We start from the raw sequence: 14200 nt of genomic DNA on the forward strand, positions 1-14200 counted from the left end.
AGCTCCGCCGCAAACGGAAATCCTTTCATATGCGAAAATTCGTGTATTTCGCGCAGGATAGGCGGGGATTTATTTTGTACAAAATGAGCAGATCGGAACAGCTTCGGGCACGGTAAATGGAAAACCGGGAAAAAGAACCCTCCGCCGCCGCTCCACATAGGATGAAAGGAACCATAATGGGAGGGATTTATGATGATCTATGTGAAATCCACAGATGGAGTTAAGATAGCAACTTATGATTTAAATCCAAAGGGGAACGAAACGGTATTCCTGGTACATGGATGGCCGCTTTCACACAAAATGTATGAATACCAGGAGCAGCTCCTGGTGAACCGGGGCTACCGGGTCGTGGAGATTGACCTGCGGGGCTTCGGCGCGTCCGATGTCCCGGCGGATGGTTACAACTACGACCGGATGGCTGAGGATATCTACAACGTTGTCTGCGCGCTGAAGCTGAAAAGCTTTGTGCTGGTCGGTTTCTCGATGGGCGGCGCGATTGTCCTGCGCTACATGCGCAGGTTTCACGGATACGGTGTCAAAAAACTGATTTTACTCGCGGCCGCCGCGCCTAGCTGGACCCAGCGGCCGGGATTTCCTTACGGACTGAGCCGGGAGTATGTGAATGGTCTCATCGAGCAGGCTGCGTCCGACCGGCCGCAGCTTGCCCACACCTTCAGCCATGAACAGCTGTTTGCGAGCCCGCAGAGCGAAGCGGTAAAAGACTGGTTCGAGGATATCTCCCTTTCCGCGTCCGGCATCGGCACTGTTTCGGCGGCGGTTGCCCTGCGTGACGAGGACGGAAGGCAGGACCTTGCTTTCGTAAAAGTGCCAACGGTGATCATCCACGGCGCCAAGGATGTGGTCGTTTCGTCCGAGCTCGCCAGGGCGCAGCACGCCGGAATCGCCGGCTCGCGGCTCTGTACGCTTGCGGACAGCGGACACGGCATTGTTTACGACGAGTTGTGCCGGTTTAACCAGGTCTTTTTGGAGGCGCTGCGGTAAGGCGGCGGAAAAATTTTAAAAAGCCGTCCCGCGCGAAATACGCGCGGGACGGCTTTTTTGCTGGAATCCAGTGCAATAAAAATATTGATTTTAGACAGCGCAGAATGGTATCATAGAAAAAACGATGAAGTCACCTGCATTGTGAAAATTGGACGAGGGGCTGCAAAATGGAAAATAAGGCGTATGAAAAGGTCATCCTGCACATCAAGGGACGGATACTGGAAGGCTCCCTGCGGCAGGGGGAGAAGCTCCCGCCCGAGCGGGAACTGGCCGAGCAGCTCGGCGTGGGGCGCAATTCGGTGCGGGAAGCGCTGCGCACGCTCGAAATCATTGGCGTGATCTCCAGCACCCAAGGCGCTGGAAATTTCGTTTCGGCCAGTTTTGAAAAGAGCCTGGTCGAGCTGATGACCATGATGTTCCTTTTGCAGAAAACCGACTACCGTCAGATCAGTGAGCTGCGGCAGGGGATCGAAACGCAGGCGGCGCTGCTCGCGCTCGAACGGATTGACGCGCCTACGGTCACACGGCTTTCAGAGATCGCCGGGGCGCTCGGCGCGGGCGGCAGCGAGGAACGCAACGTTGTGCTGGATAAGCAGCTGCACTACACGATCGCGCAGACCTCGGGCAACCAGCTGATCGTCGAGATCCTGCAGGCGCTTTCGGATGTGATGGATCTCTTTATCAGCGATCTGCGCCGGGAAATCCTCACGAGCGATCTGAGCCGCGACCAGCTCCAGCATTCCCACGAGGGGATGGTGCGCGGGCTTTTGCTGCGCGACCGTCAGATTCTCCTGCAGGCAATTGGAGAGCATTTCCGACTGATCACGGAGCATCTGTAAGGGAATAGGCGAATACATTGACCGGTTCGGCAAAGAACCGGTCTTTTTATTGGATGGTTTTCATAAAATTTTAGCGGTCAAACAAAAAAGAATGGACATTGCGCTGAGCGAGGTGTATGATATAAAAAATGGAAATTGGTGTGACCAATTGCGTGTGTGTAGAAAAGTTTTGTCCAAAGTGGTAGCACCAATTTGGATGGTGTGAAAGGAGCGGTTCCCATGAAGATCTTGGTGTGCATCAAACAGGTGCCCCAGACCAACAAGGTCGAGGTGGACCCGGTGACCGGTGTGCTCAGGCGCGACGGCGCCGACGCAAAGATGAACCCTTACGACCTCTATGCGCTTGAGACGGCGCTGCGCCTGCGGGAGGAACTGGGCGGCACGGTGGAGGTCCTGACAATGGGCCCGCCGCAGGCCCAGGCGGTTATCCGGGAGGCCTATGCGATGGGCGCCGACGCGGGCGCGCTTGTTTCTGACCGGCGGTTTGGCGGCGCGGATGTGCTCGCGACCAGTTATACGCTTTCACAGGCCATCCGCAGGCTTGGGCAGTTCGACCTCATTCTCTGCGGCAAGCAGACGACTGACGGCGACACCGCGCAGGTGGGGCCGGAAGTGTCCGAATGGCTCGGTATGCCGAGCGTGGCGAATGTGCGGCGGATTCTCGCCTGTGATGAAACGGGGGTCACCGTCGAGATGGAGGTTCCCGGCGCGATCGAAACGGTCCGGGTGCCCTTCCCATGCCTGCTTTCGGTCGACAAGGACATCTACCAGCCCCGTCTGCCTTCCTTTGTGAAAAAGCACGAGAGCAGGCAGCGTCCGGTGACGATGCTGTCGCTTGGCGATATGGAGGACCGGGACCCCCGCCATTACGGCCTGGACGGCTCGCCCACCCAGGTGCAGCGGATCTTCCCTCCAGAGGCAAACGACCACCGGGAGCTTTGGAAGGACACCGGCGCGGCGCTTTGTGAACGGCTGTTCGAAAAGCTGCGGGAAGAAAAATTTATTTAAAAGGAGGGATCGGGAATGGCAAGGCTGGTCATCGACCACAACAAGGTAACGGATGTGGAGGCGTTTTTGAAACTCTGCCCCTTCGGCGCGCTTGAAGCGCGCGAGGGACGCATTGAGGCGAACGCCGCATGTAAACTCTGCAAGCTCTGCATCAAAAACGGCCCGCCCGGCGCCGCGTTCCTGCTGGAGGAGCAGGAGACGCCGAAAGCGGATAAAGCGAGCTGGAACGGCATCGCGGTCTACGTAGACCATAACGGCGGGGATATCCATCCGGTCACCTTCGAACTGATCGGCAAGGCGCGGGAGCTGGCCGAGAAGGTTCATCAGCCGGTGTTCGCGGTCTTTCTGGGCAGCGGGATCACCTCAAAGGCAAAGGAACTGCTGCACTATGGGGTGGATGAGGTTTACGTCTACGACCATCCGGCGCTCGGACGCTTCCGGATCGAAGCATACGCCGGCGCGTTTGAAACGTTCATCAAGCGGGTGCGGCCTTCGTCGATCCTGGTCGGCGCAACCACCGTCGGTCGGCAGCTCGCCCCGCGGGTCGCGGCGCGGATGCGCACCGGCCTGACCGCCGACTGCACCGTGCTCGATATCCGGGAGAATACCGATCTTGTGCAGATCCGCCCGGCGTTCGGCGGCAATATCATGGCGCAGATCCTCACCCCGAACCACCGTCCGCAGATGGCGACGGTGCGCTACAAGGTGATGAACGCGCCTGAACGCAGCGAAGCCGAAAGCGGCCGGATCATCTCCTGCGCCGCGCCGGAGGAGTGCCTCCAGAGCGCGGTGGAGGTGCTCGGTGTGGCCCCGAAGCCCCCGGAGCAGTATATCGAAGCAGCCGACGTGCTGGTTGCGGCTGGCCGCGGGGGCAAGAAACCGGAGGATCTCTCGATGTTGGAGGAGCTCGCGGAGCTGCTCGGCGGACAGCTCGCCTGCACCCGCCCGATGGCCGAATGCGGCTGGGTGGAACCGAAACGGCAGGTCGGGCTTTCCGGGCGCACAGTGCGTCCGCGGCTGATCATCACCTGCGGGGTGTCGGGCGCAATCCAGTTTGTGGCCGGTATGCAGAACGCCGATACGATCATCGCGATCAACAAGGACGAAAAGGCGCCGATTTTCAAGGTGGCGCATTACGGGCTGGTGGGGGACCTCTATGAAATCCTGCCCGCACTCATCGCAAAAATCAAGGCGGAAAGGGGGATTGGAGCATGAGTTACAAAACTTTGGACGCGGCCGATATCGCATATCTGCAAACGCTGATCGGCGACGGTGAAAGGGTCCTGCTCGGGGACGGTATCAACGAGGAATACAGCCACGACGAACTTTCCGGCACCGAAAGTTATCCGGATGTCGTGATCCGGGCGTGCTCCACCGAGGAGGTTTCCGCCGTGATGCGGTACGCCTATGAACAGAATATCCCGGTCACACCGCGCGGCGCGGGTACCGGACTGGTCGGCGCATCGGTCGCGGTCGAACATGGGATCATGCTCGACCTGAGCCTGATGAACCGCTTCCTCGAACTGGACGGGGAGAACCTCACCCTGACAGTCGAGCCGGGCGTGCTGCTGATGGAGCTTTCCGCCTATGTGGAGGAGCGTGGCTTTTTCTATCCGCCCGACCCGGGCGAGAAATCCGCCACCATCGGCGGCAACATCTCCACCAACGCGGGCGGCATGCGCGCGGTCAAATACGGTGTGACCCGCGACTATGTGCGCGGGCTGGAGGTGGTGCTTCCGGATGGAACGGTTGTCACGCTTGGCGGCAAGGTGGTCAAGAACTCCTCCGGATACGCGCTCAAGGAGCTGATCATCGGCTCGGAAGGGACGCTTGGAATCGTGACCAAAGCGGTGCTGAAGCTGCTGCCGCTGCCGCAGAAAACGGTCAGCCTGCTGGTGCCGTTTCCATCGCTCGAACAGGCGATCGGCGCGGTGCCGAAGATCATCCAGTCCAAGGCGGTCCCGACCGCGATCGAGTTCATGGAGCGGGAGGTCATCCTTGACGCGGAGGAGTATCTCGGCAAGAAGTTTCCGGACCACTCGTCCGACGCTTATCTGCTGCTCAAATTCGACGGCGCGGACACGGCGGACATTGAGAAAAACTACGACGCGGTGGCCTGGCTCTGCCTGAAGGAGGGCGCGCTCGATGTGCTCATCTCAGATACCGAGGAGCGGGACGAATCTATCTGGAAGGCGCGCGGGGCGTTTCTCGAAGCGATCAAGAATTCCACCACCTACATGGATGAGGTGGACGTGGTGGTGCCGCGCGGCTGTGTAAACGAGCTGGTGGAATACATCCACCGGCTCCAGAAGGAGGCGGGTGTGCGCATCAAGAGCTTTGGTCACGCGGGCGACGGCAACCTGCACGCCTATATTCTCAAGGACGGCCTGCCGGACAGGGAATGGGAAGAGAAGATGTCCGGTGCGATGGAAAAGATCTATGCGAAAGCGCGGGCGCTTTCCGGGCAGGTATCGGGCGAGCATGGAATTGGCTATGCAAAGCGCGCCTATCTGAAAGAATCGCTTGACCCAGCGGTGCTTGGGCTGATGCGCGGGGTCAAGCGCGCGTTCGACCCGAAGAATATCCTGAACCCCCACAAGGTGTGCGAAGACTGACCGGCCATACGGCATAAAAAATCCCCCTGCATCCGCAGGGGGATTTCTGTTATGGCCCATTCAGAAGCCGCTGTAACGTTTGAACTTACCGCGGACGGTGTCGTAATCGAGCCCCATTTCAGCCGCAGCCTGCGCCATGGCTTCCTGCTGGAGGTTCGACTGCCTGAGGTAAAGCTCCCGGCGGGTCTGTTTGAGATCGGCCAGCTGCTGTTTGGTGGCGACGATATCCCGTTCAATCTGTTCGATCTGCGCATTGGTGGTTTTGAGTTCTTCTTTCAGCTCCGGCATAAGAACATCTCCTTTCTGCCGGCTGGCCTGCATGCGTTTCTCTGTATTTTCATTATAGCATGGATGCAATTAAAAGAATATAATTTTTTCAACAAATATAAGTAATTTTATAAAAAATGCTCAAAATCAAATGTCGACGCCAAGCACATTCTTGACGAGCAGTCCGACCACGAACGACAGCGCCGCAACGCCGAGGCTGATACAGGCCATCTCCAGAAAACGGCTTTTGAATTTGAGATCCTTGGCGACCGAGATGTAGTAGTTGAACAGGGCGATGATGAGCACGACGATCACCAACATGGTGCCCAGGGCGTAAAGATATTGGCTGGCTGGGAATATGAGATAGGGAAGCACCAGCAGCGCGACGGTGAGCAGATAGGCGATACCGGTGTAAATGCAGGATTTGAACGCGTCTGGCCGGCCTTCGCTTTTGGCGGAAAGGAATTCGCTCGAGGCCATCGACAGGGTTGCCGAGATGCCGGTGATGAGGCCCGAAAGAGCGATGATACGGGTGTTCTGCATTGCGAGGGTGAGTCCGGCGAGCGTACCGGTCAATTCAACCAGCGCGTCGTTGAGGCCCAGCACCATCGATCCAACATACCGCAGCCGTTCCTCGTCCAGCATCTCCATCAGCGCCTGCTCGTGCGCATCCTCCTGTTCCCGGATCTGAACACTCTCCGGCACCTCTTCAGCCAGTTTGTCGTAACTGACCTGCGCGAGCGCCTCACCGTTTTCCATCATTTTGAGGGTGAAGGTGAACCCCAGCAGACTGGCCATCAGGCCGTGCCACCAGACCTTCAGCCTTTGCGGCTTCATCTCGAGCCCGCTGTAGGTTTTCCAGATTTCATAATGACGAAGCTCTTCAGAACTCAGGCGCAGAAGGGTTTCCTTATTTTTGCCTTCCTTCATCCGGGAGGCAATTTTTTTATAAATTTCACTTTCGGTCAGCTCGTTTTGCTGCATTGTCTTGATAAAAGCCAAAGATTCCGCGGAAATTTCTTTGTTCCTGCCCATTTGTTGCACCTCGTTAACAGTTTGATCAGCTTTATCTTATCACATTTTTTGCTGCTATACAATGAAAAAAGGGGGGCCTGTGCGGCTTCCATCCGCACAGGCCCCCCAGGTTAAAAGGAAAGGCGTAATCGATTTTACATAAAAAAGCTTCCAAAGTCATTGGGCAGCAGCCCTTCCGCCTTGGCCCTTGCAACTTTGGCCGCATACGCGGAAGGGTCTTCGAAGAAACAGAGCATCGAGGAAATGCGGCTTTCCCTGCGCATAAAGCTGTTTTGGTTCAGATACATCAAGAAGTTGTTGTAGTAACTTTCCGAGATGATCCCGAGCTCCTTGAGCCGCAGCATAATATTTCTGCGCGCAATGCCGTATTTCTGTTTCGCGCGGTCGAGCTCCTCCTCCAGGATATGGCTGCGCCGTGTCCCAAATTCCTGTTCCACCAGCACCTTTGGGAACAAAAGCTCCCGGGCAAAATAGGACAGGACAGCAGCTTCCTCCTCCGGCTCGCAGATCAGATAGGCCCGCCCCAACTCCTGCAGCAGCAGCAGGCGGAATTCGTCCTGGAATGGGATCGGCGTATAAAAGAGGAATCGCAGGTCCCGGGAATGTTCGACGCCGGAGAAATTGATGTGCCCAAACGCGTACGGCAGAGAAAAGAGAAGCCAGTCGTGGCTCTCCAGCAGGTTGCAGACACTGGGAATGGCGTAACTGCCAATGCCCCAGAGCCGGCGGACTTCGTCGCAGACGCTGCGGATTTCCCGGGGTGCGTCGAGATGCACACGGGTTTGGGTGTACGGCACGGGGTGCCGCTGATCGTTGAGCACGTCGATGACACTGAGGTAACGTTCCAGCTCGATCTGTACATAAGCCTTGAGTTCTGCCATCCGGGCTGCGGGGAGCGGTTCCAGAGTGGTGGAGATGACCGGGTCGAAATCCGCCCAGTCGTCCTGATGGAAAAATTCCACCGGCATCCCAAGGGCGGAGGACAGAGCGGAGATCGCTTGCGGGCTGAGAGCGGTTTTGCCGGTTTCGTAATTGGAGAGGGCCGCTTTCGTGATGGGGGCGGAAAGTTCGGTCATCCGCTCCGCAAGCTGTTGCAGGGAAAGGCTGTTGGCCTGTCGTGCCAGGCGGATTCGATTTGCAATCATAATATCCCGTTCCTATTATGTCTTTCGGATTTGTAAATTTCTCATGGATTACATCGCTTTCAACCGGGCGTCCGCGTTTATTATAGCATAGTTTCATCCGGTTTCACAAGCAAAAATGGGAATTCAATCGTATCTGCTTGCAAGATGTAGTATAAACAAAATAAAAAAATTTGTCAAATAGCAATTTTGCAAAAAAGGAGTCCTCTTCAGCGTTTTTTCTGATATTTGGGGGTGAAACATAGTTTCATTTAGCGTTTTACATAAAAAAGAATTAATTTTTTATAAAAATAAACGAATCCATATTTAATAACTTGACATTTATAAAAAATTAGTTTAGTTTTGAGCTAAGGGAAGCTTGCGGGCGTGCCGGATATAAGGCGCGGTCCGGCCGCGGGATTTTCCCTGTTGCAAAAACGTGAGGAGTGGCTCCATGGAAGGAAAAAAGCAAGTCTATTCAAAAGTGGAAAACGACGTAATGACCATTACGATCGACAACCCGGAGACCAAAAACGGTTTGACCTGGGAAGGGATTGGGCAGCTTGCGGATTGTTTTGAAATCCTAATCCGCGACGAAACTATCCGCGTCGCGGTCATCACCGGAAACGACAAATATTTCTACACCGGTGGACGGGTGGACCCCACAGTTCCCGGCGAGAAGGAAAAGTATGCGGATGCGATCGCGCGCTACAGCTCCCTGGCGTCCAAGAATACAAAGCCATTGATCGCCGCGATTTCCGGCGACTGCCTGAAAGCGGGCATGGGGATGATCGCAAGCTGCGATTTTGCCATTGCGCGGGAAGGCGTGAAATTCGGTTTCCCTGAGATCCGCATGGGCGGCGTACCGATGATGGTCATGGTGGAAACGATCGACTGTATGCCGAAAAAACGCGCGCTGGAAGCATATCTCACCGGGTGGGATTTTTCGGCCGAGGACGCCTACATGATGGGGCTCGTCAACCGGGTCGTCCCCAAGGAGCAGTTTGGGGAAACGGTTGAGAAATTTGTCCGCGTGTTCCTGGACACGCCCTCCCCGTTGATCGAAATGACGAGAAGGGCCTATGAAACCCTGGCCGAGACACCGGATCCCAAAGAACGTGAGAAGTTTGCCATGGAGATGCTCCGTTCCGAGGTGCTGACCACCATGGCGAAAACCGAAACAGAATATAATGTATAGCCCGCACCAAAACAAATGGAAAAAGCGATCACAGCTTTTGTGATTGTTTGGATATGAAAGGAGCAAGAAAGATGAAAAAAACACTCGCGATGGTTCTTTGCCTGAGCATGATGCTGAGCGTTCTGGCTGGCTGCGGAAATTCCGGCGGCAGTGCGCCCGCAAGTTCCCAGTCCAATGCCCCCGCAAGCAGCGCGGCGTCCGGCTCTGCACCGGAAGCCCCGGCAGAGGAGGCAATTACCTTGAAGATGGGTTCCACCTCCCCGGTCGGCACCTTCCATGAGACAATTGCAAACACCTTTGCGCAGAAGGCGAACGAGGTTTCCGGCGGCCTGATCACCGTGAACGTGAACATGGGGGGCGTGCTGGGCAACACCCTGTCCCATTATTCGCAGATGGCACAGGGGGATCTCGATTTCTTCATGGCCGCGCTGGACACCTCCTCCGGTCTGAAGGAGGGCGGAGACATGGCTGTTGTTCTGGTCCCGTTCCTGTTTGATGATGAAACCCACTACAATAAATTCCTGGAGTCCGACCTGCTGGGCGGTATGGTTGGAAAGATCGAAAGCGCAAACGGCCTGAAATATCTGGGGGCGCTTTCCCGCCAGATGCCGCGCGGCCTTTCCACCACCAACACACCCGTCCGGTCGGTTGCGGATGTAAAGAATCTGAAGATCCGCACCCCGGAAGCGACCGCGATGACCACCATCTGGTCCGCCTGGGGCGCAAACCCGACCATCATCTCCGGCGGCGAGATGTACTCCGCCCTGCAGTCCGGTCTGGCCGACGGGCAGGACAACGATGTCATCAACACCTCCACCAGTGCGCTTTACGAAATCCAGAAATATTATATGGAACTCAATTACATCTATCAGAACCTGTTCCTGTGGGCTTCTGCCAAGACCTTCGGTGAACTGAGCGAACAGCAGCAGGCCTGGATCAACGAAGCGGTTGCCGCGACCTATGCCGCCATGGATCAGGAGCTGAACAGCATGTATGAGACCGAAAAGCAGAAGATGATCGACAACGGCATGGAATTCATTGATGCGGATCTGGATTCCTTCCGGGAGGCCACAGAAGCCGCTGTCGGCGAATTTGAAGGAACCCTCTACACTGCGGGCCTGTACGACGAGATCCGTGCTCTGGCAGGCTGAAAAGGGCCTTACATAAAGGTAATGGAAAACGGCGGACCGTCCGGGATGGCCGGCCGCCGTTTTCCGCATCTACATCGATTGAGGATTGATTTATGGAAAAGTATAGAAAAGTCCGCAAGGACATCTGCAATGTCTTCCGCTGGATTATGGCCGCCTGCCTGTTTGTGCTGGTGGTGCTTGCCACTGTGCAGGTGGTGACCCGGTATTTTGTGGCGGTGACCATCGTATGGGTGGAGGAGCTGTCCATCTACCTCATGACCTGGATGTGCGCGATCGGCGTCGCGTGGGTTTGGCTGGAAAATTGCAGCCACATCAAGATGGACGTTCTTGACAACATCCTTTCCCGCCGGACGATCCGCCTGATGGACGCGGGGATCGATATCGTCACCGCGGCTATGGGGTTTGCCACGGTAAAGATCGGCCTGCGCACCTGGCAGACGAATCACGGCATGGTCATGTCGGTGATCAATCTGGATGAAGGCAACCGGTACCTGCCGGTGATTGTGGGCGGCGCGCTTTTGCTGTTTGCCGCGCTTTATATGCTGGTTGAGCATATCTATCTTTTGACGAAAAAGGGGGAAAGCGAAGCATGATTATCAAAGCGGTGCTGCTGTTCGGGATCATGTTCCTGTTCTTGTGCCTGCGCTTCCCGGTATTCGCCTCCCTCGGAATGGCGGTTGCGGGCATCTTCTTTCTCTTCCCGGATTCTATCCCGGTGGCGGTCATCGGGCAGGGCCTCATCTCCGGGATGAACAGCTATAATTTCTGCGCCATCCTGTTTTACTTCCTGCTTGGGGAAGTGATGAACTACGGCGGCATGAGCGACCGTCTCGTCAATTTCGGCAAGGCGGCCATCGGACATATCCGCGGCAGCCTCAGCCATATCAACATTCTGGCTTCGGTGGTGTTTGCGGGGGTGTCTGGCAGCGCCACGGCCGATACCGCGGCCATCGGTTCGCTGATGATCCCGATGATGAAAAAGGATGGCTACGACGGTGAATACGCGGCGGCGGTCACCGGCGCGTCCTCCTGCATCGGGCCGATCATCCCGCCTTCCGGCGGCCTGGTCCTGATGGGGGTATACCTGTCCTGCTCGATCAACAAGCTGTTCCTGGGCGGCATGCTGCCAGGGCTTCTGATGGGCGCGTTCCAGCTTGTGGTCTCCTACATGATTTCGGTCAAGCGCAACTATCCCAAGGAAGCATGGCGCGGCTGGAAATACTTTTTCCAGACGGCGCGATCCTCCTTTTTCGCTTTTATGCTTCCGGCAATCGTCGTCTATTGCCTGGTCGCGGGGGTCGGCACAGTGATCGAGATCGGCGCGATCGCGGTGGTGTGCGCTGTGATCATCTCAAGCTTCATCTACCACGGCATGAATATAAAGCAGTTTATGAACTGTTTCGCGCGCGCTTCAATGATGGCGGCGAAGGTGCTTCCGTGCCTTGCGGTAGCGGGAGTGTTCACCTGGATCATCAGTTCGATCGGCGTTTCCAACGCATTGAAAACGCTGCTGATGGATGTCACAGACAGTCCGGTGGTGGCGCTGACACTGATCCTGCTGGTATTCTTCCTGTTTGGTATGATTCTTGATGTCAACGTCATCCAAATGGTCATCGTCCCAGCGATGGTGCCGATTGTCCGGGCGTTTGGGATTGATCCCATCCAGTTTGGCGTGGTGGGGATGCTGGTCTGCCAGATGGGACTTATCACGCCGCCGGTTGGGACGCTGATCTACATCACGGCCAGCATTGCGGACGCGAATCCTCTGAAGGTGGCGAAGGAACTGATGCCGTTCATCCTGGCGCTGATTGTGCTTGTGACCCTGATGATCCTGTTCCCGGGCATCACGACCTGGTTCCCGAACCTGATCTATTCGGCTTGACGGGGGGATACAATGCAGTATATGGGTAAATACGTCCCGCTGGGATGCACCGGCCTGAAGGTGTCAAGGATTGCCTTTGGCTGCGGCTTCCGGGGAATTTACGACGAAAATGAAGCGGCCAGCACCATACGGATGGCGATCGACTGCGGGGTGAACTTCATCGACTGCGCGAATATCTATAAGCTGCGCAGCGGTATCCATGCGGAGACCGCATTGGGAAAGGCGGTCCAAGGGCTTCGGGATAAGGTGATCATCACCTCCAAGTTCGGCGCGCAGATTGATGAACGCCACCCCACTCTGAATGGTTCGGGAGCATCCCGGTATCACATGGTGCGGGCGGTGGAGGATTCACTCAGACGGCTCTCTACGGATTATATCGACGTATATCTCCTGCACATGCCGGACAGCGAAACGGCATACGAGGAAACAATGCGGGCGTTCGAGCAGCTCTGCCGTGACGGGAAGATCCGCTACGCGGGGCTCTGCAACCACAATGCCTGGCAGATCACTGCGATGCAGGAGATCCATAAACGGTATGGGGGATGCCCCATTTCGGTGATCCAGAACCCATATAACCTTTTGAACCGATCGGCGGAGGAGGAGCTTTTTCCGGCGGCGGCTTACGGACGGCTCGGCGTCATGGCCTACAGCCCGCTGGGGGCGGGGCTTTTGGGCGGAGCTTTTGCGGATGGACGGCCCGCGCCGGAAAAATCCACCTGGGGCTACGATCCCGTTTACAGGGAATATATGAAGCGGGTGTTCCCGGGACGCATTGCGCATATTGTGGATGCGGTGGCCGGTATGGCGCGGCGGTATGGCGTTTCCTCCGCGGTGATCGCAACCGCGTGGGTGCTGCAGAATTCGCAGGTGACCTGCGCCATCTCCGGCGCGGACACCATGGCGGAATTTGCTGATTCGCTCAAAGCCGCCTCGTTGGAGCTGCGCTCAGAGGACCGCGCCGAACTCGACCGTTTGAGCTACGGGATGCGGGAGGTCTTTTCCCACCCGGAGGTTCAGAAAAAGGCCGCAGTCTATCAAGAAATGAAATCAGAGGAGTAATCGAGATGCTTTATGAGAATAATCAAACAAAAAAGGGCTTTTTGGAACTGATGGAGGAAGGCCCGCTGATGGCGCCGTGCGTCTATGACTGCGTATCCGCGCGCCTGGTGGAAAACGCGGGCTTCAAAGCCATGTGCTTGTCGGGCGGCGAGCTTGCCGCCAGCCTCTGTGGGTTCCCGGACATTGGCCTTGTGACGCTCGATGAACTGGTGGGGGCGGTGGAGCGGATCTCCTCCTGCACGAGCATCCCGATGATCGTCGACATCGATACCGGTTTCGGCAATGAGATCAATCTGATCCGCACCTGCAAACGGGTGGCGAAAGCGGGCGCCAAAGCGGTGCACCTGGAGGACCAGACCTTCCCGAAACGCTGTGGGCATCTGCGCGGTAAGGAGGTCATCCCGCACGAGGATTACATCAGCAAGGTGAAGGCTGCCGCCTACGCGTTGGAGGGAACCGGATGCGTGCTGATCGCGCGCACCGACTCCTATCATCTGCTCGGCAAAGAGGAGGCCATCAGCCGCTGCAACGACGCGATTGACGCGGGCGCGGCCATTACCTTTGTCGAAGGGACGGGTTCGATCGCGGACATCATCGAAATCGGACAGCGGGTCAAGGGCCCCAAGATGTTCGCGATGGCGTCGGCCGGTGCGAGCCCGAAGGTGAGCGTCGCGCAGCTGCACGGCTGGGGCTACGGCCTCATGACCATGCACTATGCCATGGCGGGCGCGCTGATGGGGATCGAGGAATACGGCAGGCTCTGCTATGAGGCGATGAGCGACATCCCGGTTACCGAGGACCCGCGCGTGGATTCAAGCCCGATCTATCTGTTTGAGCTCTTTGGACTGCACGAGTGGCTGAGACTCGGCAACCGGTTCAACAGCGCCATCAGCGACGCCGAGGAATTGGGAAAAGAGGACGAATGACAAACGATAAAGGCCCGGCAATCCCATGGGATTGCCGGGCCTTTATCGTTTGTCATTCGTCCTCTTTTCCCAATTCCTCGGCGTCGCTGATGGCGCT

General features: G+C 56.8%; 14 protein-coding genes. 11 read left to right on the forward strand and 3 right to left on the reverse strand.

Going from position 1 to position 14200, the window contains the following annotated elements:
- Positions 1 to 189: 189 nt before the first annotated feature.
- The 5 genes from DWV16_RS12140 to DWV16_RS12160 all read left to right on the forward strand — a co-directional run bounded on the left by DWV16_RS12140 (position 190) and on the right by DWV16_RS12160 (position 5464).
- Positions 190 to 1002 (forward strand): alpha/beta hydrolase, encoded by an 813-nt coding sequence (locus DWV16_RS12140; RefSeq protein ID WP_341423389.1) that lies wholly within the window; start codon positions 190 to 192, stop codon positions 1000 to 1002.
- Positions 1003 to 1169: 167 nt separating this feature from the next.
- Complete coding sequence (locus DWV16_RS12145) at positions 1170 to 1841, forward strand: FadR/GntR family transcriptional regulator (RefSeq protein ID WP_118479461.1); 672 nt, start codon at positions 1170 to 1172, stop codon at positions 1839 to 1841.
- A 219-nt stretch (positions 1842 to 2060) separates the two neighbouring features.
- Entirely contained in the window at positions 2061 to 2849 is a 789-nt protein-coding gene (locus tag DWV16_RS12150) for an electron transfer flavoprotein subunit beta/FixA family protein (protein WP_118479463.1), read from the forward strand.
- Positions 2850 to 2864: 15 nt separating this feature from the next.
- Positions 2865 to 4064: an electron transfer flavoprotein subunit alpha/FixB family protein gene (locus DWV16_RS12155; protein ID WP_118479465.1), complete on the forward strand. Its 1200-nt coding sequence runs from the start codon at positions 2865 to 2867 to the stop codon at positions 4062 to 4064.
- Positions 4061 to 5464 carry an FAD-binding oxidoreductase gene (locus DWV16_RS12160; protein WP_066453726.1) on the forward strand — a complete coding sequence of 468 codons (1404 nt, stop codon included), beginning with the start codon at positions 4061 to 4063 and terminating at the stop codon, positions 5462 to 5464. Before DWV16_RS12155 ends, DWV16_RS12160 begins: the two co-directional genes overlap by 4 nt.
- Positions 5465 to 5524: 60 nt before the next feature.
- Here the strand turns inward: DWV16_RS12160 and DWV16_RS12165 are convergent, their stop codons facing one another.
- The 3 genes from DWV16_RS12165 to DWV16_RS12175 form a co-directional block, all read right to left on the reverse strand.
- Positions 5525 to 5752 carry a hypothetical protein gene (locus tag DWV16_RS12165; RefSeq protein WP_066453734.1) on the reverse strand — a complete coding sequence of 76 codons (228 nt, stop codon included), beginning with the start codon at positions 5750 to 5752 and terminating at the stop codon, positions 5525 to 5527.
- Between the two features lie 126 nt (positions 5753 to 5878).
- A complete protein-coding gene (locus tag DWV16_RS12170) occupies positions 5879 to 6766 on the reverse strand; it encodes a VIT1/CCC1 transporter family protein (RefSeq protein ID WP_118479467.1) in 888 nt (295 codons plus the stop codon).
- A 134-nt stretch (positions 6767 to 6900) separates the two neighbouring features.
- Positions 6901 to 7911 (reverse strand): helix-turn-helix domain-containing protein, encoded by a 1011-nt coding sequence (locus DWV16_RS12175; RefSeq protein ID WP_118479469.1) that lies wholly within the window; start codon positions 7909 to 7911, stop codon positions 6901 to 6903.
- A 430-nt stretch (positions 7912 to 8341) separates the two neighbouring features.
- Between DWV16_RS12175 and DWV16_RS12180 the strand changes: the two genes are divergently transcribed.
- The 6 genes from DWV16_RS12180 to DWV16_RS12205 all read left to right on the forward strand — a co-directional run bounded on the left by DWV16_RS12180 (position 8342) and on the right by DWV16_RS12205 (position 14103).
- The gene (locus DWV16_RS12180; RefSeq protein ID WP_118479471.1) at positions 8342 to 9085 is read left to right on the forward strand and encodes an enoyl-CoA hydratase/isomerase family protein; all 744 of its coding nucleotides are present in this window, start codon (positions 8342 to 8344) and stop codon (positions 9083 to 9085) included.
- 71 nt (positions 9086 to 9156) lie between these two features.
- Positions 9157 to 10236, forward strand: coding sequence for a TRAP transporter substrate-binding protein (locus DWV16_RS12185; protein ID WP_066453747.1), 1080 nt, complete (start codon positions 9157 to 9159; stop codon positions 10234 to 10236).
- A 92-nt stretch (positions 10237 to 10328) separates the two neighbouring features.
- Complete coding sequence (locus DWV16_RS12190; protein ID WP_066453757.1) at positions 10329 to 10829, forward strand: TRAP transporter small permease; 501 nt, start codon at positions 10329 to 10331, stop codon at positions 10827 to 10829.
- Positions 10826 to 12118 (forward strand): TRAP transporter large permease, encoded by a 1293-nt coding sequence (locus DWV16_RS12195; protein ID WP_066453759.1) that lies wholly within the window; start codon positions 10826 to 10828, stop codon positions 12116 to 12118. Before DWV16_RS12190 ends, DWV16_RS12195 begins: the two co-directional genes overlap by 4 nt.
- Positions 12119 to 12130: 12 nt before the next feature.
- On the forward strand, positions 12131 to 13177 hold the full coding sequence (locus DWV16_RS12200) for an aldo/keto reductase (protein WP_118479473.1): 1047 nt from the start codon (positions 12131 to 12133) through the stop codon (positions 13175 to 13177).
- 5 nt (positions 13178 to 13182) lie between these two features.
- Entirely contained in the window at positions 13183 to 14103 is a 921-nt protein-coding gene (locus tag DWV16_RS12205; protein ID WP_066453763.1) for an oxaloacetate decarboxylase, read from the forward strand.
- Positions 14104 to 14200: the final 97 nt, after the last annotated feature.

This window comes from Anaerotruncus sp. AF02-27, from assembly GCF_003465835.1.
In the GTDB taxonomy this organism is placed as follows: domain Bacteria; phylum Bacillota; class Clostridia; order Oscillospirales; family Ruminococcaceae; genus Anaerotruncus; species Anaerotruncus rubiinfantis.